The sequence below is a fragment of the Methylotuvimicrobium alcaliphilum 20Z genome (assembly GCF_000968535.2).
GTDB classification, from domain to species: domain Bacteria; phylum Pseudomonadota; class Gammaproteobacteria; order Methylococcales; family Methylomonadaceae; genus Methylotuvimicrobium; species Methylotuvimicrobium alcaliphilum.
On record NC_016112.1, the window covers coordinates 1531271 to 1558224 of the forward strand.

Annotated in this window: 20 protein-coding genes; 12 read left to right on the forward strand and 8 right to left on the reverse strand. The window is 48.3% G+C overall.

The window, feature by feature from the left end; translation table 11 throughout:
- Positions 1-18: 18 nt before the first annotated feature.
- Entirely contained in the window at positions 19-1839 is a 1821-nt protein-coding gene (gene edd / locus MEALZ_RS06650) for a phosphogluconate dehydratase (protein WP_014147848.1), read from the reverse strand.
- Positions 1840-2386: 547 nt separating this feature from the next.
- On the opposite strand from edd, the gene purE reads away from it, so the two are divergent.
- From purE to MEALZ_RS06665, 3 genes are all read left to right on the forward strand, one after another.
- Positions 2387-2881: a 5-(carboxyamino)imidazole ribonucleotide mutase gene (gene purE, locus MEALZ_RS06655; RefSeq protein ID WP_014147849.1), complete on the forward strand. Its 495-nt coding sequence runs from the start codon at positions 2387-2389 to the stop codon at positions 2879-2881.
- Positions 2881-3975 (forward strand): 5-(carboxyamino)imidazole ribonucleotide synthase, encoded by a 1095-nt coding sequence (locus MEALZ_RS06660; protein WP_046061029.1) that lies wholly within the window; start codon positions 2881-2883, stop codon positions 3973-3975. The genes purE and MEALZ_RS06660 overlap by 1 nt, the downstream gene beginning before the upstream one ends.
- A gap of 375 nt (positions 3976-4350) precedes the next feature.
- Entirely contained in the window at positions 4351-5106 is a 756-nt protein-coding gene (locus tag MEALZ_RS06665) for a hypothetical protein (protein WP_014147851.1), read from the forward strand.
- Positions 5107-5413: 307 nt separating this feature from the next.
- On the opposite strand, the gene MEALZ_RS06670 is transcribed toward MEALZ_RS06665, so the two are convergent.
- The 3 genes from MEALZ_RS06670 to MEALZ_RS06680 form a co-directional block, all read right to left on the reverse strand.
- Complete coding sequence (locus MEALZ_RS06670; RefSeq protein WP_014147852.1) at positions 5414-6649, reverse strand: hypothetical protein; 1236 nt, start codon at positions 6647-6649, stop codon at positions 5414-5416.
- A 130-nt stretch (positions 6650-6779) separates the two neighbouring features.
- A complete protein-coding gene (locus MEALZ_RS20920) occupies positions 6780-7658 on the reverse strand; it encodes an OmpA/MotB family protein (protein WP_014147853.1) in 879 nt (292 codons plus the stop codon).
- Positions 7651-8478 carry a motility protein A gene (locus tag MEALZ_RS06680; RefSeq protein ID WP_014147854.1) on the reverse strand — a complete coding sequence of 276 codons (828 nt, stop codon included), beginning with the start codon at positions 8476-8478 and terminating at the stop codon, positions 7651-7653. The genes MEALZ_RS20920 and MEALZ_RS06680 overlap by 8 nt, the downstream gene beginning before the upstream one ends.
- 1290 nt (positions 8479-9768) lie before the next feature.
- Here MEALZ_RS06680 and MEALZ_RS06685 point away from each other — a divergent pair.
- A complete protein-coding gene (locus tag MEALZ_RS06685; RefSeq protein ID WP_014147855.1) occupies positions 9769-10410 on the forward strand; it encodes a response regulator in 642 nt (213 codons plus the stop codon).
- A gap of 112 nt (positions 10411-10522) precedes the next feature.
- On the opposite strand, the gene MEALZ_RS06690 is transcribed toward MEALZ_RS06685, so the two are convergent.
- Positions 10523-11419, reverse strand: coding sequence for an NAD(P)-dependent methylenetetrahydromethanopterin dehydrogenase (locus tag MEALZ_RS06690; protein ID WP_014147856.1), 897 nt, complete (start codon positions 11417-11419; stop codon positions 10523-10525).
- A gap of 25 nt (positions 11420-11444) precedes the next feature.
- Complete coding sequence (locus MEALZ_RS06695; protein WP_014147857.1) at positions 11445-12353, reverse strand: NAD(P)-dependent methylenetetrahydromethanopterin dehydrogenase; 909 nt, start codon at positions 12351-12353, stop codon at positions 11445-11447.
- A gap of 385 nt (positions 12354-12738) precedes the next feature.
- Between MEALZ_RS06695 and MEALZ_RS06705 the strand changes: the two genes are divergently transcribed.
- From MEALZ_RS06705 to MEALZ_RS06715, 3 genes are read left to right on the forward strand one after another with little or no spacing between them, the layout of a single operon-like run.
- A complete protein-coding gene (locus MEALZ_RS06705; protein WP_014147858.1) occupies positions 12739-13338 on the forward strand; it encodes a 5-formyltetrahydrofolate cyclo-ligase in 600 nt (199 codons plus the stop codon).
- A gap of 2 nt (positions 13339-13340) precedes the next feature.
- Positions 13341-14492, forward strand: coding sequence for a type III PLP-dependent enzyme domain-containing protein (locus tag MEALZ_RS06710; protein WP_014147859.1), 1152 nt, complete (start codon positions 13341-13343; stop codon positions 14490-14492).
- A gap of 23 nt (positions 14493-14515) precedes the next feature.
- The gene (locus MEALZ_RS06715; protein ID WP_046061031.1) at positions 14516-15511 is read left to right on the forward strand and encodes a zinc-dependent alcohol dehydrogenase family protein; all 996 of its coding nucleotides are present in this window, start codon (positions 14516-14518) and stop codon (positions 15509-15511) included.
- Positions 15512-15527: 16 nt separating this feature from the next.
- Here the strand turns inward: MEALZ_RS06715 and MEALZ_RS06720 are convergent, their stop codons facing one another.
- Positions 15528-16391, reverse strand: coding sequence for an HDOD domain-containing protein (locus MEALZ_RS06720; RefSeq protein WP_014147861.1), 864 nt, complete (start codon positions 16389-16391; stop codon positions 15528-15530).
- Positions 16392-16529: 138 nt separating this feature from the next.
- Here MEALZ_RS06720 and MEALZ_RS06725 point away from each other — a divergent pair, with 138 nt between their 5' ends.
- The 3 genes from MEALZ_RS06725 (at position 16530) to MEALZ_RS06735 (ending at position 22303) form a co-directional block, all read left to right on the forward strand.
- Positions 16530-18359, forward strand: a complete 1830-nt coding sequence (locus MEALZ_RS06725) for a putative bifunctional diguanylate cyclase/phosphodiesterase (protein ID WP_014147862.1) — start codon at positions 16530-16532, stop codon at positions 18357-18359.
- Between the two features lie 396 nt (positions 18360-18755).
- On the forward strand, positions 18756-21122 hold the full coding sequence (gene mrcB / locus MEALZ_RS06730) for a penicillin-binding protein 1B (RefSeq protein ID WP_014147863.1): 2367 nt from the start codon (positions 18756-18758) through the stop codon (positions 21120-21122).
- Positions 21123-21478: 356 nt separating this feature from the next.
- Positions 21479-22303, forward strand: coding sequence for a YbgA family protein (locus MEALZ_RS06735; protein ID WP_014147864.1), 825 nt, complete (start codon positions 21479-21481; stop codon positions 22301-22303).
- Between the two features lie 565 nt (positions 22304-22868).
- Here MEALZ_RS06735 and MEALZ_RS06740 read toward each other — a convergent pair.
- Entirely contained in the window at positions 22869-23426 is a 558-nt protein-coding gene (locus MEALZ_RS06740) for a carboxymuconolactone decarboxylase family protein (RefSeq protein WP_014147865.1), read from the reverse strand.
- 204 nt (positions 23427-23630) lie between these two features.
- Here MEALZ_RS06740 and MEALZ_RS06745 point away from each other — a divergent pair, with 204 nt between their 5' ends.
- Complete coding sequence (locus MEALZ_RS06745) at positions 23631-24518, forward strand: helix-turn-helix transcriptional regulator (RefSeq protein WP_014147866.1); 888 nt, start codon at positions 23631-23633, stop codon at positions 24516-24518.
- Positions 24519-24666: 148 nt separating this feature from the next.
- On the forward strand, positions 24667-26817 hold the full coding sequence (lpdA, locus tag MEALZ_RS06750; protein ID WP_014147867.1) for a dihydrolipoyl dehydrogenase: 2151 nt from the start codon (positions 24667-24669) through the stop codon (positions 26815-26817).
- The last annotated feature ends 137 nt before the right edge of the window (positions 26818-26954 follow it).

Genomic DNA, 26954 nt, shown 5'->3' on the forward strand with positions numbered 1-26954 from the left:
AAGCGATTGGCAAGGCGGTTAGTCGTTGATAAACACGTTGGTTGCCCCGGTTTCCGCCGAAGAGGCATTTAAACGAAAGCCTGCGAACAATTCACGGCCCATGCCGTGATGATGGTCTTTGGCATGGTTTGCGGCCGGGCGGCGGGCATTGAATTCGGTATTGTCGACCAATACATTGATTTCGCCGGTTTGAGCATTTAAACGAATCATATCACCATTGCGAACTTTTGCCAGTGGACCGCCGTCCGCACATTCCGGACACATATGAATTGCCGAGGGGACTTTGCCTGAGGCGCCGGACATGCGTCCGTCTGTTACTAGAGCTACTTTGAACCCTTTGTCTTGTAATAAACCCAGTGGCGGAGTCAGTTTATGCAGTTCCGGCATGCCGTTGGATTTCGGGCCTTGGAATCGTATGACCGCAATAAAATCCTTTTCCAGTTCGCCGCGCTTGAAGGCCTCCATTAGGTCATCTTGATCATCGAAGACAATGGCCGGTGCTTCGACGATTTGATGTTCTTCTTTCACTGCGGAAACTTTCGATATGCCGCGTCCCAAATTGCCATGCATGACATGTAAGCCACCGCTCTTGGCAAAAGGTTTTTCCACGGTAGACAATACTTCGGGATCAAGGGAGGCAGCCGGTGAAGGCTCCCAAGTTAATTGACCGTCGATGAGTTTGGGTTCCTGCGTATAGTGCTGCATACCCTGTTCGTCGGCGACAGTGATGGTGTCTTCGTGCAGCAAGCCGTTGCGTAATAGCTCTCCGATCAACACACCCATACCGCCGGCCGCTTGGAAATGATTCACATCGGCGGGTCCGTTCGGATAGATTTTGGCGATTAACGGCACAACTTTCGATAGATTGTCGAAATCGTCCCAGTTGATCACGATGCCCGCCGTGCGCGCGATGGCTACTAAATGCATCGTATGGTTCGTAGAGCCGCCGGTTGCGAGCAGGCCGACAATGGCATTGACGATGGCTTTTTCGTCGACGACATGACCGATGGGGCGGAAATCGTTGCCCAGTGCCGTGAATTTCAGTACCTGCTTGGTAGCCGCTTTAGTCAGTTCGTCACGTAGCGGCGTATAAGGATTGATGAACGAACTTCCGGGTAGATGCAGACCCATGATTTCAACCATCATTTGGTTGCTGTTCGCGGTACCGTAAAAAGTGCAAGTGCCGGGGCCGTGGTAGGCTTTCGATTCGGATTCAAGCAGTTCCTTTCGTCCGATTTTGCCTTCGGCGTATTTTTGGCGGGTGCGTGCTTTTTCTTTGTTGGTAATGCCGCTGGTCATCGGGCCGGCAGGCACGAATATGGCTGGCAGATGACCGAAGCTCAATGCGCCTATTAATAAGCCGGGTACGATTTTATCGCAAACTCCCAAATATAGGGCGGCGTCGAACATGTTGTGGCTTAAGCTAATTGCGGTCGACATCGCTATGACGTCACGGCTGAACAATGAAAGCTCCATGCCGGGTTGGCCTTGCGTGACGCCGTCGCACATCGCAGGAACGCCGCCGGCAAATTGTGCGACGCCGCCGGCTTCTTTCGCTGCATCTTTGATTAGATTGGGAAAATCTTTATAGGGCTCGTGGGCCGATAGCATGTCGTTATATGCGGATACGATTGCGACATTGGCTTTTTGGTCGCCGGCTAGGTCTGCTTTTTCCGTAGCGGCACAAGCTGCGAAGCCATGCGCGAGGTTGCCGCAGCCAAGCACCGAGCGATGAGGGCCTTTTTTTGACGCCGAATCAACTCTAGCTAAATATAAGGCGCGGCTTTCACGGCTGCGTTCGATAATCTCTTCGGTAACTGAATTAAGAATAGGATGCATTTTATCTTCCTGCTGTTGGAGGTCGCGTATGAATCGCCAATTATCTGAACGATGATAAAGAGTCTTTATCGCTTCGCTCGAAAGGTGGTTGCCTTTAAGTTATCGTGTCTTGGGAATGGTGTCGGTTTGGCCTGGCAGGCGTCGGTGACTTTGCAGGATAAGACTTAAGCCGCGTTGTTTTAAAGTTTTTTGCGATTGCATAGGCGATAAGGTAAAAGTGTTATTTAGCAGAAGGCGATTGAGTTTTGTTCTATCACTTTAAGCAAATATTGGGCCGGTAGAATAATTTTGTAAGCCTCTGTTTTTCATGTGTTCTTGTTTCGCACTCGCTTGTGTCTAAATCATTGGAAGGGCGAATTTAGGCTGTAATTATACATCTAAACCGGTGCTTGCACCAAAATAGCCAAAAATCATCCAGTCGTGCGTGCCGGATGGTGTAGGTAGGGAAGCTGGAATCAATGACGGATTTTAAACTTTATCGATGTCGGGTACAATTGCCGGCCTTTGTTGATCCGGTATCGGAAATGGTGCTTAGAGGAAATCATAAATGACTGTTTTAGTTGGAATCATTATGGGGTCGACTTCCGATTGGGAGACGATGCAATTTGCGGCCGAGAAGCTGGAGCAATTCGGTATTGCTCATGAAGTTGAAGTCGTTTCCGCGCATCGAACGCCGGATAAATTATTTGCTTATGCCGATGCTGCGGAAAGCAGAGGTTTGGAAGTGATCATCGCCGGCGCCGGGGGGGCAGCTCATTTGCCGGGCATGGTCGCGGCAAAAACGGCGGTTCCGGTATTGGGTGTACCGATTCAATCCAAAGCGCTCAACGGCATGGATTCTTTATTGTCGATTGTGCAAATGCCGGCGGGTATTCCGGTCGGAACATTGGCGATCGGTAAGGCGGGAGCGATCAATGCGGCTTTGCTAGCGGCGGCAATAGTCGGTAATAAATATCCCGAATACCGGGAAGCTGTGCGCCATTTTAGGCAACAACAGACTGATGCGGTGCTGGCTAATGCCGATCCGAGGAGTGTCGAATAATGATGATTGGTATCTTGGGTGGCGGGCAATTGGCAAGAATGCTGGCATTGGCCGGAAAACCCTTAGGCTTGCAATTCATGTTTTTGGATCCGGCGGACGAGGCTTGTGCTAGCGAATTAGGCGAGCATTTGCAAGGTGACTATACGGATCGTGCTCTGTTGGCGCAAATGGCCGAACGTTGCGATGTGGTGACTTACGAATTCGAAAACGTTCCTGTCGAGATTATCGATTTTATCGCTGAAAAAACGCCTGTTTATCCATCGGCTAAGGCCTTGGCGGTTGGTCAGGACCGCTTGACCGAAAAGAATTTTTTTCGAAAGCTGGGTATTGCGACCGCGCCTTATTATGCTGTCGATAGTTTCGAGCGCCTGCAGGAAGTTATGCCGGAAATTGGTTGGCCGGCGATTTTGAAGACTCGAAGATTTGGCTATGACGGTAAAGGTCAAGCCATTTCCCGTTCCGCGGCCGATTTACAGCAAGCTTGGCGGGAACTGGAAGGCTCGCCGGTCATTGTCGAAGGTTTCGTGCCGTTTCGCCGAGAGGTTTCTATCATCGCCGCGCGCAATATTTCAGGAGCTATCGTTTATTATCCATTGTCGGAAAACCAGCATCGAGGCGGTATTCTTCGTTTGGCCAAGAGTTGCGATAACGATCCGTTGCAGTCGCAAGCCGAATCGATGATTGCAAGATTGCTGGAAGCCTTGGATTATGTTGGCGTACTGGCGCTAGAGTTGTTCGATCTCGACGGGCATCTAGTCGCTAACGAATTTGCACCGCGCGTGCATAATTCGGGTCATTGGACAATCGAAGGCTCCGAAACCAGCCAATTTGAAAACCATTTACGCGCGATACTCGATCAACCCTTGGGCAACACCAAGACACGCGGTTTTGCCGCGATGCAAAACTTTATAGGCGGCGTGCCGAGCCTGAAAGAGGTGTTGGCTCTGTCCGAAGTTCACATGCATTTATATAATAAGACGCCAAGAAAAGGCCGTAAAGTCGCGCATGCCACAATCAGATCGGATACTCCGGAAGCTTTATCCGGGCGGATAGCGGCGTTGGCAAAGCTGGCCGAGCAGACCGACGATTCTTGAAAGCAGGCTTCCGGTACAGCAATTCCCAGTTTGAGCATTTTCGCCGATCTTAGGGTGTGGGGTATGCCTGTCGAGGAACGCCGTAAACCCAGCACCTAAATTACCCAAAATAGTTAACCATAGCCAATGAACTATGGAATTTAGGTGCTGGGTAAACCCATCCATGGGGGCTTGGCTGCAGCTAAGCACCAAGGATGGTGTGAATGCAGATTTTGCAGGAGCAAAAATCTGCCCCTGCTGCCGACATCCTCGCCAAGCGCACCCCACACCCTTTTTGATCCCCAAATTGGGAATTGCTGCTTCCGGTATCCGTTTCTGGACCCCATCCTTATTTATAGGATAGACTGACCGGATTATTTTTTCAGATCTTGATTTATGACTTACTGTATCGCCGCTTCACTCAATGAAGGTCTCGTTTTGGTGTCCGATTCAAGGACCAATGCCGGGATCGATAATGTCAGCACTTATGGAAAAATGCATGCGTTCGATACGAATGCCGATCGCAAAATAGTTTTGTTGAGCGCGGGCAATTTAGCCACGACGCAAGCTGTTTTAGAACAGTTGAAGCGCGATAAGCTCAAGGATGCGAAGCTTAATATCAATTCGGTGGACTATTTGTCGGATGCGGCCAATTACCTCGGTCAGGTCAGTCTCGAGAAACAAAAACAGCATCTCGATACCGAAGGTCAATCGGCGTTCAATCCGTCCGCCACGTTTATTCTTGCCGGTCAAATCGGTAATGAGCCGCCGGGGGCTTATATGGTCTATGCCGAAGGCAACAGTATCACGACTTCTCCGCATACACCGTTTCTGCAAATCGGCGAAATTAAATACGGTAAGCCGGTGTTGGATCGTTTTTTGAAGCTCGAGACACCGTTGGACGAAGCCGCGCGCTGCTGCTTGGTTTCGATGGATTCGACGATACGCAGTAATGCCAGCGTCGGACCGCCGGTCGAAATGTTGATTTATCGTAAGGATAGTTTCCGTCTGGATGAGTATTATTGTTTCGAGGCTGAAAACCCTTATATGGTTAATCTAAGAAAAAGCTGGGAAAGTACGTTGCGTAATGCCTTTGCGAAGTTGCCGCCGTTAATGCCGCAGTACGCTAAGCCATTGGAGCCCGATCTTTGAGTCGTAATTATTCACAGCTCTATCGTTTTCATCCTCCAGAGCTCGCCGTAATACACAAGTAATGTCATGCGTAGCACACACGGGCTTCGATAAAAACCATGGTTACCAAGCGTTAATGGCTCCGATAGTCGCGACGAAGGCGTCGCTCCCACAGAGAGCGGCGGATGCTATGTGGGGGGCAATCTTTCTGCGGGACGGGTTATTTAACCCGTCCCTAACGTTTCCGGTTTGCCTCAAATGTCTCGGCTTGCTTTGACCTCGGACGAAACCCTTAGAACCAGGTTGCCAACCGTCCTCTCAAGGGAGCTTATCGCCACCGCCCCACTAAGGGTCTTGCTACTGCCGCTTCCCACCAATTTAATTCGCGTACGATCGGATTTTGACAGCTTTCATAACCGTTGTATTCGATGCCTTTAAATATCTCTTTCTGTAACCAGGCATAGGCTTCCGGCGATTCGCTTTTCAATCGCTGCGGAATTAAAATATACTGACTAAGCAGTTCTGCCAGTTTTTCATTGATTTTGCCGTTATAACGGCCGTCATTGACTTCCCATAGAAATTCAAAGGCGTCGAACCAACGCGATGGCCATAGCGCCAAATCAGCATCTTTGATCATATGCATATAGACGATATCGGTCGAAAGTTTGCGATACCAAAAGAAAAAATACAGCGATTCATGTCCGTCCCAAAAATGAAAGTTGTCGATCACATGGGCCAGTTCATGCACGATCAATGGAATTCTGAAATCTACTAGATATTTCAGCCCGATATCCTTATAAAACTGACCCTCTTTGGCTTTATCGAAATTCTTGATCGTGAAAACAATGCGATTAGTGCCGCTGTAAACCTGGGCGACGACTTGGTTAATAAAACCGACGCCGGGAATGATGGTTAGGGGGTGTGTGTCGTCGGCCCAAACTTGGCTTTCGGTGTCGTCCGGAAATGCATCAAGGATCAATCGCTGCGTTTTTTCCGGGATTTTAGCATTAACGAATACGTTATCGAGATCTCTGATCGGCTTGGCTTTGACGATGAAGTCGCGCATGAACGACGGAATCTTTCTTAGGCCTTTTTCAAATGCATATAAATGATCGGCTTCAAAACGCGGCAGGCGGTAATAGTTACTATGCTTGATCGCGGTTTTGGTGTCGTAAAACAGCGCTAAAACGCGAAGCGCATTTTCTTTATCATCCCAATAACCTTCCAGAATACATAACTCGTCCTGGTTTTGATTACGGCAATGTTTCTTGATTTGTTTTAGGTCGTCGAGGTGATCGGGGTGGGTGTGGCGGGTTAGGAAAGCGACTGCCGCTTGCCGGAGGCCTGGATTATCGTTTTCGTAATGGTGAATGATTTCATGAAGTCGCTCGATAGGTAAATAGCCGGATTCGCTGGTGGTACATAATAAATCGGAGTCTTGGGAAAGCGTGAAGAAGCGGTTTTGGAAAAGGCCGCTAAACACTGGCTCTTGCGCCGATGCCTGTAGGTGCGTGGCGGTCAGCAGAATAAGCCCTATAATTCTTAAATTCGGCAGTTTAATCATGAAGCATATGAGGTTTCTCAGTTGCTTGTCCTAAAGTTTTGAATAACTTTTTATTCTTCATGGTTGTTATGGTGAAATGCCTTTTCAGGGTTGATGTTTCAGAGCTCGTAATAGAAATGCTTCGATAAAATCATGGAGAGGTTTGTTCCTTAACCTTAATCAAAATATTCACGCGTCGATTCATTTCTCGGCCTTCGGGGGTATCGTTGTCGGCAATCGGTTGCGTGTCTGCGTAAGTCACTGCGCGCATTCGAGTACTCTCAAGGCCTTGTGTCGTCAAGTAGTGCAAAACACTTGTGGCTCTAGCGGCACCTAATTCCCAGTTTGACGGAAATTGAACGGTTTTGATCGGACGATTATCGGTATGGCCTTCGATGAAAATCAATCCGACAGCCTGTTGTAACAAAGGTACTAGATCGTCGAGTAAATGTTTGCCCGGGTCGGTCAGGTTGGCTTGCGACGACTCGAATAAAATATTGTCTTGGATTTCCAGTTGTGCGTAATCCTCCGTTACCTTGATCGCTACCGACTTATCCAAGCCCATTTGTTCGAGTTTTTCCGATAGTTTTGATTGTAGTGTTTCCTGTGGCGTTGTTTCGGGCTCGGGCATTAAAAAAGTTTCTTCCGGTTCAATGTCGAGCGTTATTTTTTCGCTAACAATCGCTTCCTCAGGTTTTTCAATCTGGGGTTTGGGAGGGCCTATGAATGGTGCAACAGCCGACTCGGGCTTCGTTTCGATAGCCGGAGGCGGTTCTTTGATAATCCGTTCGGCTTTGGGTAAGGCCGGTTTAGGTTTTTTTATCGGTTGCGGAGTGGTAATCAATGCCTTGGGTTCGGTTTCGACAGAAAAATCGCTGAGCGCTATGAGCGTAATGATGAACATTAGAATCAATACGAATACGTCGAGATAGCTGATTAGCCAGTTTTGATTTCCCGGCTTATGGCTGTCTTCCATCAATTCTTCAAATGTTTGCGAAGACTGCAGTTTGAAAAAAGGGTCTTTATTCATCGATTTTCAGTTCATTATCATAATGAGCAATAAATGATTTGAGCGTTTCCCTTACAAAAGAAGGGCTGCGATTGTCGGCGATTAAGGTGATGCCCTCCATGACCATGCTCATAATCATGACGCGATGTTCGGTGCGTCTTTCTAGTTTGATTGCGATCGGGGTAAAAACGAGATTGGCTAGTATCAAACCGTAAAATGTCGTGATTAGAGAAACCCCCATGTTGAAGGTAATGGCGCCAATATCCCTCATGTCGATGATTTGCAGCATGTTAATCAAGCCGATCAACGTGCCCAGCATGCCGAAGGCCGGTGCAAAGGTTGCCATGCTGTGAAAAATATTAGCTTCGGCTTTTTCCTTGGCTTTTAGTCTAGCGATCCGCCATTTCAATAGCGATAAAATATCATCGACAGGCGTTTGGTCGACAACCAATTGAAAGCCGGTTTTCAGATAAGGGTTATTGATCGTATCGATAATGTTTTCAATGGCCATGAAGTTTCGAGTGAACCACATTTTCGAAACATTAATGATCTCATCGGCTTCATGTTGAGGGTTCAGGCTTTCATAAACAAAAATCAGTTTGACCGATTTTAATCCGTTAATGATATCTCTTAAGGGGTAGCTCAACAGCACCGAAGCAATCGTGCCGACAACGACAATAAAGAGCCCAGTCCAATTCATGAATGATTTGGAGTCATTGGCTGCATAAAGACCGATAAATAAGCACAGCACTATGCCGCATAAAAAGCCTAGAGCAGTCGAGTAATTTAGTTTCTTTTTAGTATTCTGAAAAGTGTGGTTTAGCAAGTTGCTTTTTTTCATCGGCTTATTTTAGGCAATGCTATGCAAATGGGTTAAGGAAAAAAGGGCTTTGCGAAATGTTGAATTAAACATTTGAAGCTACTCCCTTTATACTCAAAAATTAGCTATCTTTGTGAAGGTATTGGGTGTGGCTAGCGAGGATGTCGGCAGCAGGGCAGATTTTTGCTCCATGCAAAATCTGCATTCACGCCATCCCTGGCGTTCGATTGCTGCCGTCAAGCCCCCCATGGAGGGGTTCACGGCGGTCCTCGATAGACACATCCCATACCTTTTATTCTTAGGCGGTTTTTCAATCAAAAGGAAGTATTTAGCGTCTCTGGTCGATTTGGCTTCAATATTGATTATAAATCAACGCCCTCCATAAGATAGGGAAGTTATTTACGCACAAGCGCTTATACTGAATAATGACAAACATTCGTTCATTGTAACTATTCAGTCCCCTGGCAATAATCGTTCCCACGCTCTGCGCTCATCGTTATACATAAGTCAAAAATTACCCTTTTGCTATCTTAACCAATGAGACCTCGATACCATTTATTGTCACTTAACATTAGCGGATCACCTAACGTTAGACGAACCGCGTAGGGTACGCTGTGCGTACCATGGTAACCCCGCGATATTCATATACCAACCGAACCGCCAGGGCACGGCTTTGGTACGCGCAGCGTACCCTACAATTTATGTATAACGATGAGCGCTCGGCGTGGGAATGCTTGAGTACCGCTCATTACTGTGAAAGTTCGTAAATTTGGATTCATTATCTAATTTTTCGATATACAAATCTCTGTTCTGGCAATGCCGGTTCCGGAGAGGGTGCGGTTGCTCGATCGACAGGCGTTGGCGGCAGGATAGCCGCCATCGAGCCTACATGGACGTATTCACGGCGTCCTGTCGGGCGAGTGACCGCGCCCTCCCCACGTCTCGTACTTTCATTTGCCGGGCTTTCATGAACGTTAGGTTATGAAATTTTGGCAGCGCTTGGTTAGGAAATATTCCTTTAAGTAGGTTGGGCGGATTATCCAAGCAATCAGTAAAGACAATTGTCATATGAATTGAAATATAATATCGATTTTGGCACACTAGAGTAAAAAGAAATCGGGGATTTATTTTTACATGCCTATCGAACGAGCCAAGGTAAAATCAGGGGTTCGATCCTATTGATTTTATATTGCTTTTAACGTAAGTGTTCAGCCCCCCCTCCCTTAATTCCCCTTTTTCAAAGAGGGGGAGCAAAGTTCTAGTTTTTTTAAATGCAGGGACTGAACAATTGCCTTTTAACGAATTAGTAATATGATAAAAGTTTTGCTTGTTGATGATCATGAAATTGTTCGTTCCGGAGTTGAAGCGCTTTTAAATAAAGCCGGTGATATTCAGGTTGTGGCGGTGGCAAAAACCGGTGAGGAGAGCGTCGAGGCGGTGACGGAGTTGCATCCTGATGTGGTAGTCATGGATATCAGCATGCCGGGCATTGGCGGCGTTGAAGCTTGTCGGCGAATTCTGCAAGATAATCCGGATATGAAGATTATTGTGCTGTCTGTTTGTAACGACGGACCGATACCGCTGCAGCTTTTGAAAATGGGGGTGTTAGGCTTTATTTCCAAAAGTTCGCCAGTCGATGAAATGGTCGCCGCGATTCGAAAAATTATGGCCGGGCAGCGTTATTTATGCGCGGAGGTAGCTAACAATTTAGCATTCATGAAGTTGCCCGGTAATAATTCTCCTTTCTCAAAGCTTTCCCAAAGGGAATCGGAAGTGGTTTCGTTAATTCTGCAAGGCAAAACGATAAAAGAAATGTCGGGTATGCTGACGCTTAGCGATAAAACGATTAACACTTACCGCTATCGGCTTTACGATAAATTAAAAGTGAAGAACGATGTCGAATTAACGCGGCTTGCCATCAAATTCGATTATATCGATTCCGCATCGATTTAAGCGATACGGAATCATGGGCTAGAGAAAGGTTGGTAATTATTCAGCATAAGTTATGTATGAGAAGGTGCCTGACACCAACCTACCGCATGCGCTGAATAGTTACAAAGGTTGTTTATAAAATTTCCCTGGCTTTGGCAAAGGCATTTCTAAAGTCTAAAAATAAAGGTTTATCGGTAGTCAGCATCGATGCTAACAGCAGGTGTTGTAACTGATATTTAACATTACCGACTGCTAGTGCGCCGACGCCGCTAGCGTTAGGCGCGTGTTCCATGGGTTTGCCAAAATCATTGGATTTTATGCCTTCGATACCGGCCGGCGGGACCGCATTGACATCGCCTGCCACTTTAAGTGCTTTGGCATGGCTCAGTACTTTGCCGTTGATGACTTGTATTCCGGCTTTCGCGGTACAGAAGATGATATCGGCATCGGCGATCAGTTCGGCTTTTTGTTCGTCAGACGAAGCGCTGGCACCTTTTAGATTAGATTTGAAGCGTCTATTATATTCTTTGGCTAAATCGTTGGCGGTTTCGGCTGAAAGATGGTCGACTAATATTGTATCCGCGCCTTCTAGCGAAGCGATGACTCCGGTGGCAATCCCGACTGGACCGGTGCCGCCGAATACCAATGCTTTGGCGTCTTTCAAGTCAAGGTTATGCTTGGTCTTCAGTTCTTTTTCGACGCAACCGACTAATGCTGCAGCGGTTGTGAATGCACCGCTGGGATCGGCGAACACTGAAATTTCAAAAGGCGGAACCATCGCTTGTTCTGCGGCGCTCAGCATGTCTATTGCCAGACCGATATCCCGTCCTCCGATAAACAGACCGGTGCGCTTCACACCGTTGGGCCCCCTGGAAAAAATGGCATCTTGCGTCAATCCGTGAACGCCGTCCAGTTTGACATTGCTGTAAGGTATTAAAACATCGAATCCCGCGTCCAAAGCCATATTGACATCGAAAGGGCTATTATTGGGCATCGGGTCCAGCATATGCAGGATGCTGCGCTTCTCCATAGGATTTCCTCTTTATTTAAAATCGTTAGGCTTTGGTTTTGATGAAGTCCCGGGCAACTTCGAATGCATGGGTAAAATGCAAGTAGACCGGTTTTTCGGCATCGAGCATAGTTTTGAGCAGTTTGTTTTGTGCTTGGTATTTCACATTGCCGATAGCCAGTGCGCCAATGCCGACTGCGCCGCTTTTCGATCCGGGCAGAGGCGCACCGTTATGGAATGCGTCGAGTCCGGCGATTCCTGATGGCGGAACGGCGTTGACATCGGCCGCGACTTTTAATTGCGGCGCCGAAGCGATTTGCTCGGCACTTAAGAGTTCGATTCCGGCGGCTCCGGTAGCGAAGACGATATCGGCAGTTTTCATAAATTCAGCTTTGTCCGCATCCGCGCCGGCCATGATTTGGATAGTACCTTCGCCGAATTCGTTGCTGCAAAGATCGGCAATACGCTGAGCTTTTTCGAGTTGGCGTCCGATGATTCTGACTTTTGCACCGGCCTGAGCGGCGATAACAGCAGCTGCTTGACCTACCGGTCCGGTACCGCCCAAGGCGAGCACGTTTTTGCCTTCAAGAGAGGTGTTGAAATTTTTTTGCAATTCGTGTTCAACCGCTGCAACCATGCCGGCTGCCGTCGTAAATGCACCGCTCGGGTCGGCGAAAACGGAGACTTCAAAAGGCGGGACCATCGAGTTTTTGGCGGTTTTAAGCATATCGAGCGCTTGTTTGGTATCCCTGCCGCCGATAAAAATGCCGGTTTTTTTCAAGCTTTTAGGGCTGCGTGAAAAAATAGCATCTTGTACTAGGCCGCGTACTTCGCTGGGTTCTACATTGATGTAAGGTATTGCCGAAACCCAGCCCGCGTCGAGCGCCATATTGACGTCGAACGGACTTAGGTTTTTAGCGGTTGTGAGCATATGTAAAATAAATGGTTTTTCCACGGGTTCCCCCCTCCTTAAAATTTAGCACCTCAGTATAAAAGAAATTAAAGTATTTTAAAAATGCCTAGCGCTTTTTGTGAGTGTTGAATTGCTCGCGAGCATTTAACAGCAATTCCCAGTTTGAGCAGTTTCGCCGATTTTAGGGTGTGGGGTATGCCTGTCGAGGAACGCCGTAAACCCATCCATGGGGGCTTGGCGGCAGCTCGAGCGCCAAGCATACCCCACACCCTTTTTGATCTCCAAATTGGGAATTGCTGAGCATTTAAGCTTGGTATATTTTGGATCATTAGGTGATTTGCTGTGATTGGTTTGATAATGGCTGTGTTTCTTAACGTTGCAGCCGGTATAATCGATGCCGATTCGAAGGTTAATTAGATGAGCCAAGATGCAAACAGCAAAAGCCCAACAGCGGCGAAAAGCTTATGATGCCCGGAACGCTCAGCGAGATAAGGATGCGGTGAGCCGGGAGATAATCGATAAATTCCTAGAGCATGCGGCTTACCGGCGGGCCATGACGGTCATGTTTTACTTACATTGCCGCTCCGAAGTTAGAACGCGCGATAGGGTTCGCGAACAGTTGTCGGGCGATAAGCAGGTAGTTGTTCCTTATTGCACCAAGGATGCCGACGGTCAAAACCGATTGGGTCTTTGGAAGCTCGAGGACTTGCAAGAATTGCAGCCTGGGACGTGGGGCATACTCGAGCCGCCGAAAGAACGGTGGGGGGAGCCTGGAAAGGAAATAACGCCCGAAGCTTTGGATTTAGTCATGGTTCCGGGTGTTGCTTTCGATAGAAGAGGAGGGCGTTTAGGCAATGGCGCCGGTTATTACGATCGTTTATTGAAAAGTGTCGGAAAAGATACGGTGCTAATCGGAGTCTGTTTCGAAGCGCAGATAATGCCGGAAGTTATCATGGAGGCGCACGATGTTTATATGGATTATGTCATAACCGAAGCTGCAATTTATAAAGGTAGAGGGAGATTTTGACGATGCCATGGACGCTACTAAAGGAACAGCTTGCCGAGACGCCTGCCTTTGTTTACGACCTCGATGCGATTGAAACAACATTGCAGACCTTGAGCAATATTCGCGATCGGTCAGGTTGTAAAGTTTTATATTCAATCAAGTCTTTACCATTTTTACCGATTTTGCATATGATGCAGTCATATCTCGACGGCTTTTCGGTAAGCTCTTTGTTCGAAGCGAGGTTGGCTTCTGAAGTATTGGCCGGACAAGGCTCGGTGCATTTGACCACGCCCGGTGTACGAGCGGACGAAGTCGAAGAGTTGGCGCGGATTTGCTCGCATGTCAGTTGCAATTCATATCGTCAAATGGAATTGTTTACAAAGCATTGGGAACAAGGCGCTTCGGTCGGTTTGCGTTTGAATCCCAAACTGTCGTTTTTGGACGATCGGCGCTACGATCCATGCCGGCCCTATTCGAAGCTCGGCATCGATTTGGAGGCTTTGGATATGAATGCCTTGAATGGCCGGATTAAGGGATTGCATTTCCATAACATTTTTTCGGCATCGGACTTCGAGCCGCTGATTCAAACCTTGGCGGCGATAAGAAGTCGGCTCGGTAACGGTTTTGCCGGATTGGAATGGTTGAATCTCGGCGGAGGCTATTTATACGATCAAATCGGGCAGTTCGATGTTTTTATAGATTCGGTTAAGCAATTACGCGAGGATTTCGGGCTCGAAGTGTTGATCGAGCCGGGCAAGGCCCTGGTTGGAAGGGCCGGCTATTTGGCGACTTCGGTCGTCGATTGTTTCGTCAGCGACGGCAAATCCATCGCGGTATTGGATACTTCGGTCAATCATCATCCCGAAGTCTTCGAATACCAATGGCATCCGCCGTTGCTTGAGCATTGCCCTAATGGGCGGTATTCGGCGATTCTGGCGGGATCCACATGCTTGGCCGGGGATATTTTCGGCGAATACCGTTTCGATCGACCGTTGCAAGAGGGCGATCGATTGGTGTTTTCGGATGCCGGCGCCTATGCCTTGGTCAAAGCGCATCGTTTCAACGGCTATAATCTACCGGATATATACGGCATGACTTCGGGAAATGCATTTTTGCTGAAGCGCCATACCTATCAACATTACTACGATCAGTGGTCGGGGCTTGCGCCGACTTGAACTATCGACAGGAGAAAAATCAGATGAAGGCAGTTTTAATGACCGGAGCCGGCGGCCCCGAGATGTTGCAATTGGCGGATATCGCGGAGCCGAATATCGTTAAACCGACCGAATTGAAAGTCAGGCTCAAAGCGGCCGGTATTAATCCGATCGATACTAAGGTTAGAAGTAACGGTTTGTTTTATCCGGACGCCTTGCCGGCAGTATTAGGTTGCGACGGCGCCGGCGTGGTTGACGAAGTGGGCGCCGACGTTCTTAATTTCAAGCCCGGCGATGAAGTTTGGTTTTGTAACGGAGGGTTGGGGCGGGAGCCCGGTAATTATGCCGAATTTACCGTGCTCGATAGCCGTTGGGTCGCGCCGAAGCCTAAGTCCTTGTCATTCGTCGAGGCGGCGGCTTTGCCGTTGGTGTTGATTACTGCGTGGGGAGCGTTGTTCGATCGCGGCGGTTTGCAGGACGGCCAAACCGTCCTGGTTCATGCCGGGGCCGGCGGCGTCGGTCATGTCGCGATACAATTGGCTAAATTAAAAGGAGCCGAGGTTATAACGACGGTAAGTTCCGAATCGAAAGCCGATTTTGTCTTAAGCCTGGGAGCGGATCAAGCAATTGATTATCGTCAATGCAACTTCGCCGAAAGAGTCAATGAATTAACCGGCGGGCGAGGGGCCGAGGTCGTTTTGGATACGGTCGGACCCGAAGTGTTCAAGGACAGCATCGAAGCCACTGCGCATTTCGGAAGTTTGGTCACGCTGCTCGACCCCGGAGCCTTGAATTGGTCGGAAGCGCGGATGCGCAATCTCAAAATCGGTTTCGAATTGATGTTGACGCCGATGTTGCGAAATTTGGATTCGGCGCGCGATAAGCATGTCGGAATCCTCAATCGTTGCGCCGAATTTATCGAATCCGGAAATTTACGAGGGGTTGTCGGGCATTGCTTATCGTTAGATCAAGCCGCAGAAGCGCATCGCTTGATCGGAGAAGGGCATACGCAGGGCAAGATAGTATTAGAAATAATTTAACCGGCGGAATGACGTGTTATCGGTGCGGGTAAAATATGTTGAATATCTCCTCGAATTGATCGTGGACTTTGTCGATGATGTTGCTTAGTTGCTCATCGGAAATGCCGGCTTCCGATAGGTCGGTTTCAGAATCGAAAAAGGCCATTTTAGCGATCCGGTTGGCCGATCTGACAATAGCAGCTGCGGTTTGATAGCGGCCGGTGCTGTCGGGGTGGGCATGCAAGGCAATCGTTTCGTTAATGATTTCAGGCAGTTTCCATAATTTGGCGAGTTCCGCCCCGGTTTCATAATGATCGAAACCGATTAAGTTTCGTTCGGTTTCGATTTCATCGGCATCGGTCGATTCGACTAATAGTCCGACTTCTCGAGCTAATTCGGGAATGCGGCGATAAAATACCAGCTTGCCGATTTCATGTAGTAAGCCGCAAATAAAAATGGCTTCGTCGTTTTCGTCAGTGTCCCAATGGGCTGCTAATTCTTTAGCGGTTAATGCGCTTCTTAGACTCATCGCCCAAAAATCATGCATCGAAAGCATGCCGTTAGGTAGCATTGAGAACCGATCTATAATCAATGTGCTCAACACTAAGTTTTGCAGTTCTTGCGTGCCGATCAATGTGATGGCATGGCTGATTGTGACGATGCGTGACGGGAAGCCGAAGAAAGCGCTATTGACCAATTTCAATAAACGTATCGATAATGCCGGATCTTTTTCGATAATTTTGCCGGCGTCGATGATCGATTTATGCGGATCTTCAAGCGTTTTTTTTAGCTCGAAATAAATCGCCGGCGGCGATGTTAATTGAAGATCGCCTTTCAATAAATCGGCTGCGGTTAAATTGGGCGAGTCGGAATGCGGCATTGGCAAAACGGATTTCTTCATTATACTTGTTAAAGTTTTGACATTTTATAGTGTATTGCAGTCAAGCTTAGGTGAGGCTTGCAATAAATCAAGGGCTTCATCGAGAAATAGTCCGAATAGGAAGCCGTCAAGCATTTAACACATCAACCAGTGAATACGATGTTAAGTAACTCTCAGCGACAAAGTAAAATCATTATTGCCGGAATGGATCGGAAAACTGTCGCACAGATAGAAACGATTTTGATAGATAAAGGGTTTTCTAATTTTGCGATTGCCGCTGAATGCGGCGATATTTATCGCATTATTCGGCCCTATGTAGACAACGCCGAAGAGTTAGGCTTGATTATTGTCGATGAAGATTTGCCCGGCGGGCACGTAAGAGATATGTGTCATTCACTTTCGGGTGAACAAGCGGGCGTTTTTGTACCTTTTATCATTCTTAAAAACGAACGACCTAGTGAAACGCTCGATGCTTCCGCTTCGTCGTCGCTGATCTACGAACTATGTAAGCCGCTTCGTGGGCCTGAACTCGTTATTCTAGTCGAAATGCTGTTACTACTAAAAATCGAGCGGTCTATGCGTTACCAGCAACAGGAAAGGTTGATCAACGAGTTGGCGACGCGGAAATTGCTCGATGCTAAATTAAAATATTTGGTCGCTCATGATGAATTGACCGGCTTGATGAATAGAACGCAATTAGAAAACTATATTCGATTGAGTTTGACGCGGAATCAAAGGCTGCAGCAAAACGGCGCATTGTTGTTGATTGACCTGGATCGGTTCGGCTTGATTAACGATTTGGAAGGCTTTGATATGGCCGATAAATTGATTATCGATGTCGTGGCAACGATTCGAAAGCTGGTGAGGCTCGAGGCTTGGTTTGCCCGCATCGACTCGGATGAGTTTTGCCTATATTTCGATAATATATCCGGTCTTCAGGCCCGCGAAGTGGCCGAAGATATCCGCAAAGGGCTCAATGAAAGCCGGTTTCAAACAGGCAATGTTTGTTACAGCATTACCGCCTCTATCGGTATCGCTACGTTGCAATCGGCTAAAGTTATCCAACATCCTGAAGAATTGATATCCAGAGCGCACCAAGCTTGTTCCTTGGCGAAACAAAACGGCCGAAATATGGTCTGGTTTTATAATGAAGAAGATAAAGCCATCAAAGAACGGCATCGCGATGTTTATTGGGTCCCTTTGATCAGGGACGCTTTGTTAATGCGTAATTTCTTTCTGATGTTTCAACCGGTGGTGAATCTTAGAACCGGTGAGGTCTCGCATTATGAGGTATTGATTCGAATGCGGGGACATGAAAACAAGGTCATCAGCCCTTCCGAGTTTATTCCGGTTGCTGAACGAATGGGTTTAATACACAGCATCGACTTATGGGTAGTTGAGAATGCGATTGATTTTTTAGCTGCGCTTCCTCCCGAATTGTCCAATGTATCGTTGTCGATCAATTTATCCGGAGTCGCTTTCCAAGACGATGCTTTATTGCCGACCATCAAAAGAAAACTGGAATTGTCTTGGGTCAATGCCGAGCGGATCACCTTTGAGATCACCGAGACCTCGGCGGTCGATAACTTCGAGCAAACTCGGCAGATGATTAATCAGATTAGAGCTTTGGGTTGTCATTTTGCATTGGACGATTTTGGCGCGGGATTTTGTTCGTTCAATTATTTAAAGAAGTTTCCGGTCGATTTTGTAAAAATCGATGGGCAATTTATTCGAAATTTAGTCAATGACGATACGGATCAAGTGCTGGTTCGGTCAATGAGCGAAATTGCGAAGCAACTGGGAAAAAAAACGATTGCCGAATTTATCGAGTGTCCTCGGGTGATAAAAATTTTGATTGATCTTGGTATCGATTATGGACAAGGTTATATTTTCGGTAAGCCCAGCCAGCTATTGATCGATCAAGGTTATGTTCCGCTGCAGCAACTATTAATAGAAGGCGATAAAAGCACTCGTTTTCTATATAATTAAGGCTCATCTTAAGTTCAAATAATCCTAAATTCAGCAGTTTAACCATGAAGCACATGAAGTTCACGAAGGATTTCAAAAAATTGCCCAAACATACTCGATAACCTTTTTGGTGAGCGAATGTTCGATACAAACGTATAACAAGTTATTGAATTAACTTCTTATTCTTCATGGTGAAATGCTTTTTCTAAGATAATACCTCGTTGAGTCATACAAAGGTTCGGCAGAGGCTCCAGGATAACGCTTCTTTAAGCAATCATCGCTACTATAGTCATCATACTCGCGTCTTCTGAATATTCGATAGTTCCTTTTCTTCAAAAAATACTTGTCAATCATAGGCTTACTATTTGTGTGGGCGCAATATTTAAATGACTACTTGGTAATTAAAACCGCAACATCATGGCAAGACAACCCAAAAAATCCGTAACGCCCAAGAAAACGACCAGAAAGCCGCGTAAGCGCGCGACTCGCACCAAAAGTCGTCCGGAAAGACGCCGTTTCGGGTGGTTTAAAAAAATCCTGTTATTAGGCTTTGTATTTGCTGTATTTATATTAACCAGTTACATCGGTTATCTGGATTATAACGTTCGTAGGCAATTCGAAGGCAAGCGTTGGGCGATTCCTGCGCGTGTCTATGCTAATCCGGAAGAGCTTTATGCCGGCTATAGAATGAGCATCGCCGATTTTGAGGTACTTCTACAGCAATTGCGATATCGCCAGGATTCGCAGTTATCTTCCGAAGGGACCTATTACCGGTCGGGATTGTTTATCAATGTTAAAACCCGTGCGTTCGATTTCTGGGACCAATCTCAGGATAGTCGTGCATTACAGATTCGATTCTCCCCGGGTGAAATTTCCGATATCTCCGATTTATCGGGCAGGGGGGCGGTTGCTGTTGCCCGTTTAGATCCCATTCAGATAGGCAGCTTTTATCCGACTCGTAAGGAAGACCGGGTTTTGATCAAACTATCGGAAACTCCGGATACCTTGATTCAAGGCTTGCTCGCGACAGAAGATCGTGATTTTTATAATCATTACGGTATTTCGATCAAAGCGATACTGCGGGCGATGCTGGCGAATGTCAGGGCGGGCGGCATTGTGCAAGGCGGCAGCACGATCACCCAACAATTGATCAAGAATTTTTATTTGACGTCAGAGCGTAGTTTTTGGCGTAAGATCAACGAAGTATTTATGTCGTTGATCATCGAGTATCGTTACGGTAAAGACGAAATTCTTGAAGCCTATCTCAATGAAGTCTATCTAGGGCAGGATGGCGCCAGTGCCGTCCATGGTTTCGGCTTGGCAAGCGAGTTTTATTTCGGGAGAACACTTAAGGATTTACCCTTAGCTCAGATGGCGACTCTAGTCGCATTGGTCAGAGGCCCCTCTTATTACGATCCGCGTCGGCACACAGAACGAGCATTAAAAAGGCGGGAGTTAGTGCTCGATAAAATGCATGAGCAAGGTTTTATCACGTTAAAACAGGCTGATGAAGCGAAAAAACAGCCGCTGGAAGTGATGCCGCAAACCCATCGTTCGGCCAATCGATATCCGGCTTTCATGGATTTGGTCAAGCGTCAATTGCAGCAAGAATACAAAGACGACGATCTGACTTCCGAAGGCTTGAGAATATTTACCACGTTGGAGCCTCGAGTGCAAAACGCCGTGGAAAAATCCTTGGTGGTAAAAATGCGCGAACTCGAAAAAAATCCTCGCGCGAATGAATTGGAATCGGCAGTTATCGTGACGCGTCGAGAAGGCGCGGAAATTGTTGCGATGGCGGGAGGTAGGGATAAAACCTCGGCCGGTTTCAATCGGGCTCTGGATGCGGTGCGCCCGATAGGGTCGTTGATAAAACCGGTGGTATATTTGACCGCGCTGGAATATCCGGCCAAATACACGATAACGACTCCGGTTAGCGACACTCGGATTACCGTCAAAAGCGGCAAAGGTAATTGGACGCCGAAAAATTATGATAATACCGAACATGGCGAAGTACCGCTGCATAAGGCATTAACGAATTCTTACAATCTCGCGACCGTCCGAATCGGCATGGATGTCGGTATCGCGAGGGTGGCAAAGACCTTAAAGGATCTGGGCGTGGATCGTCCTGTGGATTTATACCCTTCTCTGTTATTGGGGGCCTCGCCGTTGTCGCCCTTAGACGTCACGCAAATGTATCAAACCCTAGCGGGAGACGGTTTCGTCACGCCGCTCAGAGCGATACGCGGCGTGGTCGACGGCAATGGCAAGCGTTTACAAAGTTACCCGTTTAACGTGCGACAATCGGTCGATCCGGCGGCGACTTATATTACCAATACTATTTTGCAGGAAGTGATGACTGACGGTACCGGCAGATCGGCCTATAATTATTTGCCGGGAGATTTCGGGTTGGCCGGCAAAACCGGAACGACCAATGAATTGCGAGATAGCTGGTTCGCCGGTTTTAGCGGCGATTATCTGTCGGTCGTATGGGTAGGACGCGACGACAATAAACCTTCGGGATTAACCGGTTCGACCGGTGCGTTGAAAATTTGGTCGGACGTGATGAAACAGATTTCCAGTATCCCGGTCGTTTTGACGCCGCCGGATAATGTCGACATGGTTTGGATCGACCCGTACACAGGGTTATTGGCTAATCAGGACTGTGAAAATGTCAGGCAATTTCCATTCATTCGCGGATCGGCGCCCACTAGCAGTTCGCCATGCGTACAGACCGAGGTCGAAAAAGCGAAGGATTGGTTTCAGGATTTTTTTAAGTTTTAGCGATGAATATACCCATCGTAGATCAAAATTCGGCACCGGGGTGTCCGTCAAAGAACGCCGTGAATACGTCCATGTAGGCTCTATGCCAGCTCCATGCTGGCAAAGCCTTTGTCGGATACCCCAGCACCACCTCGGGCACTGCCGAAATTTGAAGTGCGATAGGTATAACTCGTCCCGCAGGAGGTGGTTTATTCATCTCTAAATGGAATAGAAAAACACTCTTATTGATGATGAATCGGTAAATAGTAGGCAATTTTCATCACCCCAGGTCCCGACCCAGTGGCTCAAGGAAGCACTCATTATATTCCCGCTAAAACCGAAAATTTCCAATATGATTCAACTAGGTATCGACTGCTATGAATAAAATCCCATTGGGCATCAGTGGTTGTTTGCTTGACCAACCCGGAGAAAAAGCAGTGGCTAATCGCGATAGTGTGATTAGCGAAGTGCTCGAGAGTTTTTTTGAATGGAAGCCGTTTTCGGTCGAAGAAGAAAAGTCCTTGCTTGTTCAGGAGGCTTCGGGAATTTCCGATTCCGGCGCGGATAAGATGGCTGGAATCTGCGGTTATATTATGAAAAGACCGGAGCAAGCCGCTACAAAAACGGGGGGCGCATTTGAGGGTTTGGCGATCGAAACATTGAGAATCATGCATCGATTTCCATTGGTACCCATCGAAGAAGCTATCCGGCTACAAAATCCTTGTTTACGCGATCTTTTTTTTAAGCGGGTTTATGTTATGCATCGCTGGCAAATGCTGTTGAAAGAAGGTCTTAGTGCCCGTGCTTTGATTGAGTTTCATGCTCGTCATAAATTAATCATCATGAGTCATGGCGACTATCGGGATCTTGGGCAATTATTGGCTGGGCTGAACAAAGACAATTTAACCGAGATTGCCTATCAATATATTTTACAGCTGATGAGCATGTTGTTGACGATGCCGACCCGGGCTAATCACGTCAATGTTTTGCAACATATTCAAGGACATTTAAAAAAAGACATCAGCCGCGACGATAAAGCCGAACTGTGCGAATTGATCGACAGCTACCGGAACTACGAAGTACCTCTCATTGCACCGATAATCTTGTTGAAGCATCATTTTCGAAAATCGCCGGATCCCTATATTCAATCGTCGTATTATTTTTCTCCTTATCCGAGCGCATTGGGTTCTGTTAATCCTTAAAAATTTCTCAGCGGCTATGTTTTCAGCTTTTATAGGCTCTTGGCTGGGATGTCGAAAAAGCCAGCACGACTAATATCTGTGTTTCCGCTTTTTAATCTCAAACTATCTTGCAAATTGTTGGTGATCATCACTTATAAAGCATCAGTCCACGAAAATCACGAAATACACTAAATTATCATACGGTTACAAGAATTTCTTGAATCACCCATTGGGTAAGCAACCTGGAAAGTATAACTTTTGAATATTTTCGTGATTTTCGTGGACAAAATACTTTTCCTGATTAGCAAGTTTCTTCAGCTAAAGCCAAAAAACCAGCATATCCCTAGCAGGACGGGGTTTGCAACCCCGTCCTAAATGTTTTGACTTTGGCCGAAGTCAGCCGAAATGTTTAGGGCAAACCGAAACGTTGGGGGCGGGTTAAATAACCCGTCCCGCAGAAGTGGCTACGACTGGCCACTACTCGGACAGTTGGCTTCGGCAAGCTGAAGCATCTTGCTAATCAGGATACTTTTGATAGGGTTATCGATTTTGTGATCAATATCTATATGATATCGATACGGTTTTCTCAATTGTCTTTCGACCATTCCTCCGCTTTGAATTCGTCATCGAGCGGTGTTTCCATAACATGATTGGCGTAATTACTGAGCGTTTTCATCGTAACACCGAGAATGACTTCCAGAACATGCCTGTTCGAATAACCGGCGACGTTAAACTCGCTCAAGGCCTGTTCGTCGATAAACCCGCGATTTTTGACCACGCTCCGGGTAAACTGTGCCAATGTTTGCAGTTTGTCATCGGGGATGGGATTTTGTTCGCGTAACGCATCGATGATTCGAGCGTCGGCCTTGACCATATTCTTGGCAATGATCGAGTGCGCGGCGACGCAATAGGTGCAGTCATTTTCGATGCTGGCGACGATCAAAACGATCTGACGCTCCACCGGGCTTAGCGAAGTTTTATCGAAGATCGAATTCAGCGTCAGATAGGCTTCGAGCGTTGCCGGCGCTTCCGCCAATTCGCTCAATAAATTCGGAACAAAGCCGAATTTTTGGTGCGCGCCGGTCAATAAGGGCCGGGATTCAGCCGGCGCTTGTTCGATTGAATGGATTTTGAATAAAGACATTAGGGATCTCCGAATTAAAATGATTAACTAACCAGGCCGCTAACTTACCGTTTGCCGGTTAGCAATACGGTTAATGCTTGGCGGCCGATACCGGTATGGCAATGCACGGCACTGCAATACCGATGCCTACAGAGTAAGCAATCGGCACCGTGTATTCCATGCCCGGAATTCCGGCGTTTTTGTTCGTTCGTTCGGGAGACTTTTATGGATGTGTTGACTTCGCTCGTCAACGGCTTGAATTTACATGCAAAATTGATTTATTCCGGTGGCGTGTGCGGGCGTTGGCTGATGGATCACAATTCGGATCGATCCGTTTTTTTTCATATGCTCAGCAAGGGCGAAGGTTGGGTTTATACTTCGAAATGGGACGCACCGCTGTTATTGGAAAAAGGCGACCTGATTTTATTTTTACCGCATTCGGACGAACATTTTTTGTCCTACAGCAAGGACCACTTGCCGGACACGATGAGCGATACGCAACTCATGCCCTGGGCGGACGGGGAGGCGGGATTCGTGTGCGGCGAGATTGAATTGGGAATGCCCGAATCATTGATATGGCGATCTTTACCGCCGGAAATCGTGATCAAACGAAGCCATGCCGGTGATGCGTTAACTCGCTTGATCGAGTTGATCGACATGGAAGCGTCCGCGCCGCGATTCGGCAGCGGTTCTGTCGTCGAACGCTTATGCGACAGCATATTCATCTTGGCAATGAGGCATTGCATCGAGAACGAGCTCGTCGACCGAGGCGTGTTTTCGGCAATGCAAGACCGAAGATTAGCTGCCGTCCTAGGCCTGATTCACGAACAACCTTGGGAGACCTGGACCATCGTCGAGTTCTGCCGCCGCGCCGGTATGTCGAAGACCGTGCTCTCAGAGAAATTCGCGGCGTCGGTTGGCGCATCGCCGATCGAATATCTCGGTCAATGGCGCATGCAGATTGCGTCGCATTGGCTGAGGGAGCCGGGCATGACGATCGAACGCGTGGCCGAGCGTTGCGGTTACGAATCGGTGCCGGCTTTCAGCAAGGCTTTCAAACGGACCTTCGGGAAAACACCGGGGGCCTATCGGCGAGAGAGGCCTGGTGAGTGAGTTATAGTAATGGGTCTGATCGGTCTCTAATCGGCCGACGTCAAGCCATTCTGCATTTTTTCTGTAAGGAAATCGCTGTTACAACCGACTGAAGCATAGACACACTCGCCCTTGAGGCTCAAACCATGATAACGACAAGGATAATACGATGAAAGCCCCGAAGCTGATATTGATTGCTGTGATCACGATGCTGATCGGCGCCTTTTTTTATTTCGGATATCACGACTATCTAACACTGCATGAACTGAAAACCCACCAGGCCGCGATCGAAGCCCGCATCGCCGCGCAACCGGTTAGCGCGGCCTTTGTTTATGCGCTGATTTATGTTCTGGTCACGGCGCTGTCTCTGCCCGGCGCGGCGGTGATGACCCTGGCCGGAGGCGCGCTGTTCGGTTTACTGTGGGGCACCGTGATCGTCTCGTTTGCCTCTACGATCGGCGCGGCATTGGCTTTTCTGGCTGCGCGCTTTTTGTTTCGCGATGTCGTCAAAGACCGCTTCGGTTCGGCGATACGAACGATCGATGCCGGAATCGAACGGGACGGTCCGTTTTATTTGTTCACGCTGCGTTTGATCCCATTGTTTCCGTTCTTCATGATCAATCTGGCGATGGGGCTGACCGCCATTCGCGTGTCGACATTTTATTGGGTCAGTCAAGTCGGCATGTTGGCCGGCACGTTGGTTTATGTCAACGCCGGCACTCAGCTTGCGGGGATCGAATTGTTGTCGGATATTTTGTCGCCGGGCTTGCTCGGTTCGTTCGCGTTATTAGGCCTTTTTCCATTACTGACCAAGAAAATCGTCGAGCACATACAAGCCCGGAAAGTCTTCGCCGACTGGCCGAAGCCGGCGCGTTTCGATAACAATATCGTCGTGATCGGCGCTGGTTCCGGCGGATTGGTGACCGCTTACATTGCCGCGGCGGTCAAGGCCAAGGTCACGCTGGTCGAAAAGCACAAAATGGGCGGCGATTGCCTGAATACCGGCTGCGTCCCGTCGAAAGCGCTGATTCGTTCGGCGAAATGGCTGGCGCAGCACCGGCGCGCCGAAGAGTTCGGCATCAAACACAGCAGCGCCGATTTCGACTTTACCGACGTGATGGAGCGTGTGCAATCGGTTGTCAAAAAGGTCGAACCGCACGATTCGATCGAACGGTATACCAAGCTAGGCGTCGAGGTCGTGACCGGCGAGGCGAAAATCATCTCGCCTTGGGAAGTGCATGTCGAAACGCCGGAAGGTAGTAAAACGCTGACCACGCGAGCGATCGTCATAGCCGCGGGCGCCCGACCGTTCGTGCCGCCGCTACCCGGCATCGATAGCATCGAACCGCTGACGTCCGATAATTTATGGAACTTGCGTGAATTGCCGGAACGTTTGCTGGTACTCGGCGGCGGTCCGATCGGCTGCGAATTGGCGCAATGCTTCGCCCGTCTCGGAAGCCTTGTGACGCTGGTGGAAATGGCGCCGCGCTTGTTAGTCCGCGAAGACCCGGAAGCGTCGGAAGCGGTGATGGCACGTTTTAGACAGGATGGCGTCGATTTGAGGCTGGAACATACCGCGAAGGAATTCATCGTCGACAACGGTGAAAAAATCCTGATCGCCGAACACGAAGGAAACACGGTCAACATCCCGTTCGATCAAGTGCTGATCGCGATCGGACGGGCCGCGAATATCGAAGGCTACGGCGTCGAGGCGCTGGGCATTACGCTGTCGCCGCGCAAAACCATCGCAACCGATCCGTTCCAGGCCACCAATTATCCGAACATCTATGCGGTCGGCGATGTGGCAGGTCCTTATCAATTCACGCATACCGCCGCGCATCAGGCTTGGTATGCCGCCGTCAATGCCTTGTTCGGAACGTTTAAGAAATTCCGCACCGATTATTCGGTGATTCCTTGGTCGACCTTCACGGACCCCGAAGTTGCTCGGGTCGGCCTAAACGAGCAAGAAGCCGAACAGCAAAATATTCCCTATGAAGTCGCGACTTACGGTATCGACGAACTGGACCGAGCGATCGCCGACGGCGAGGCGCACGGCTTCGTCAAAGTGCTGACCGAGCCCGGCAAGGACAAAATCTTGGGCGTGACGATAGTCGGCGAACATGCGGGCGATTTAATCGCCGAATTCGTGCTGGCGATGAAACACGGCATCGGCTTGAACAAAATTCTCGGCACGATCCATATCTACCCGACACTGGCCGAAGCCAACAAATACGCGGCCGGCGCTTGGAAGCGCGCGCATGCTCCGCAGCGGACGTTGCGTTTTTTGAGTCGTTATCATGCTTGGCGTAGGAACGGTTAATAACTATTGCTCTGCGAGATTCGGTGTCGGGCGGGGCGTCAAAGGGCAGCAATTCCCAGTTTGAGCAGTTTCGCCGATTTTAGGGTGTGGGGTATGCCTGTCGAGGAACGCCGTAAACCCAGCACCTAAATTACCCA

Excerpts from the sequence above, each read along its gene's own strand:
- MEALZ_RS06725 (WP_014147862.1), top strand. The coding sequence starts at position 16,530 with ATGTTAAGTAACTCTCAGCGACAAAGTAAAATCATTATTGCCGGAATG.
- MEALZ_RS06720 (WP_014147861.1), bottom strand. The coding sequence starts at position 16,391 with ATGAAGAAATCCGTTTTGCCAATGCCGCATTCCGACTCGCCCAATTTA.
- MEALZ_RS06660 (WP_046061029.1), top strand. The coding sequence starts at position 2,881 with ATGATGATTGGTATCTTGGGTGGCGGGCAATTGGCAAGAATGCTGGCA.
- lpdA (WP_014147867.1), top strand. The coding sequence starts at position 24,667 with ATGAAAGCCCCGAAGCTGATATTGATTGCTGTGATCACGATGCTGATC.
- MEALZ_RS20920 (WP_014147853.1), bottom strand. The coding sequence starts at position 7,658 with ATGAATAAAGACCCTTTTTTCAAACTGCAGTCTTCGCAAACATTTGAA.
- purE (WP_014147849.1), top strand. The coding sequence starts at position 2,387 with ATGACTGTTTTAGTTGGAATCATTATGGGGTCGACTTCCGATTGGGAG.
- MEALZ_RS06740 (WP_014147865.1), bottom strand. The coding sequence starts at position 23,426 with ATGTCTTTATTCAAAATCCATTCAATCGAACAAGCGCCGGCTGAATCC.
- mrcB (WP_014147863.1), top strand. The coding sequence starts at position 18,756 with ATGGCAAGACAACCCAAAAAATCCGTAACGCCCAAGAAAACGACCAGA.
- MEALZ_RS06685 (WP_014147855.1), top strand. The coding sequence starts at position 9,769 with ATGATAAAAGTTTTGCTTGTTGATGATCATGAAATTGTTCGTTCCGGA.
- edd (WP_014147848.1), bottom strand. The coding sequence starts at position 1,839 with ATGCATCCTATTCTTAATTCAGTTACCGAAGAGATTATCGAACGCAGC.
- MEALZ_RS06710 (WP_014147859.1), top strand. The coding sequence starts at position 13,341 with ATGCCATGGACGCTACTAAAGGAACAGCTTGCCGAGACGCCTGCCTTT.
- MEALZ_RS06745 (WP_014147866.1), top strand. The coding sequence starts at position 23,631 with ATGGATGTGTTGACTTCGCTCGTCAACGGCTTGAATTTACATGCAAAA.
- MEALZ_RS06670 (WP_014147852.1), bottom strand. The coding sequence starts at position 6,649 with ATGATTAAACTGCCGAATTTAAGAATTATAGGGCTTATTCTGCTGACC.
- MEALZ_RS06680 (WP_014147854.1), bottom strand. The coding sequence starts at position 8,478 with ATGAAAAAAAGCAACTTGCTAAACCACACTTTTCAGAATACTAAAAAG.
- MEALZ_RS06735 (WP_014147864.1), top strand. The coding sequence starts at position 21,479 with ATGAATAAAATCCCATTGGGCATCAGTGGTTGTTTGCTTGACCAACCC.
- MEALZ_RS06715 (WP_046061031.1), top strand. The coding sequence starts at position 14,516 with ATGAAGGCAGTTTTAATGACCGGAGCCGGCGGCCCCGAGATGTTGCAA.
- MEALZ_RS06665 (WP_014147851.1), top strand. The coding sequence starts at position 4,351 with ATGACTTACTGTATCGCCGCTTCACTCAATGAAGGTCTCGTTTTGGTG.
- MEALZ_RS06705 (WP_014147858.1), top strand. The coding sequence starts at position 12,739 with ATGCAAACAGCAAAAGCCCAACAGCGGCGAAAAGCTTATGATGCCCGG.
- MEALZ_RS06690 (WP_014147856.1), bottom strand. The coding sequence starts at position 11,419 with ATGGAGAAGCGCAGCATCCTGCATATGCTGGACCCGATGCCCAATAAT.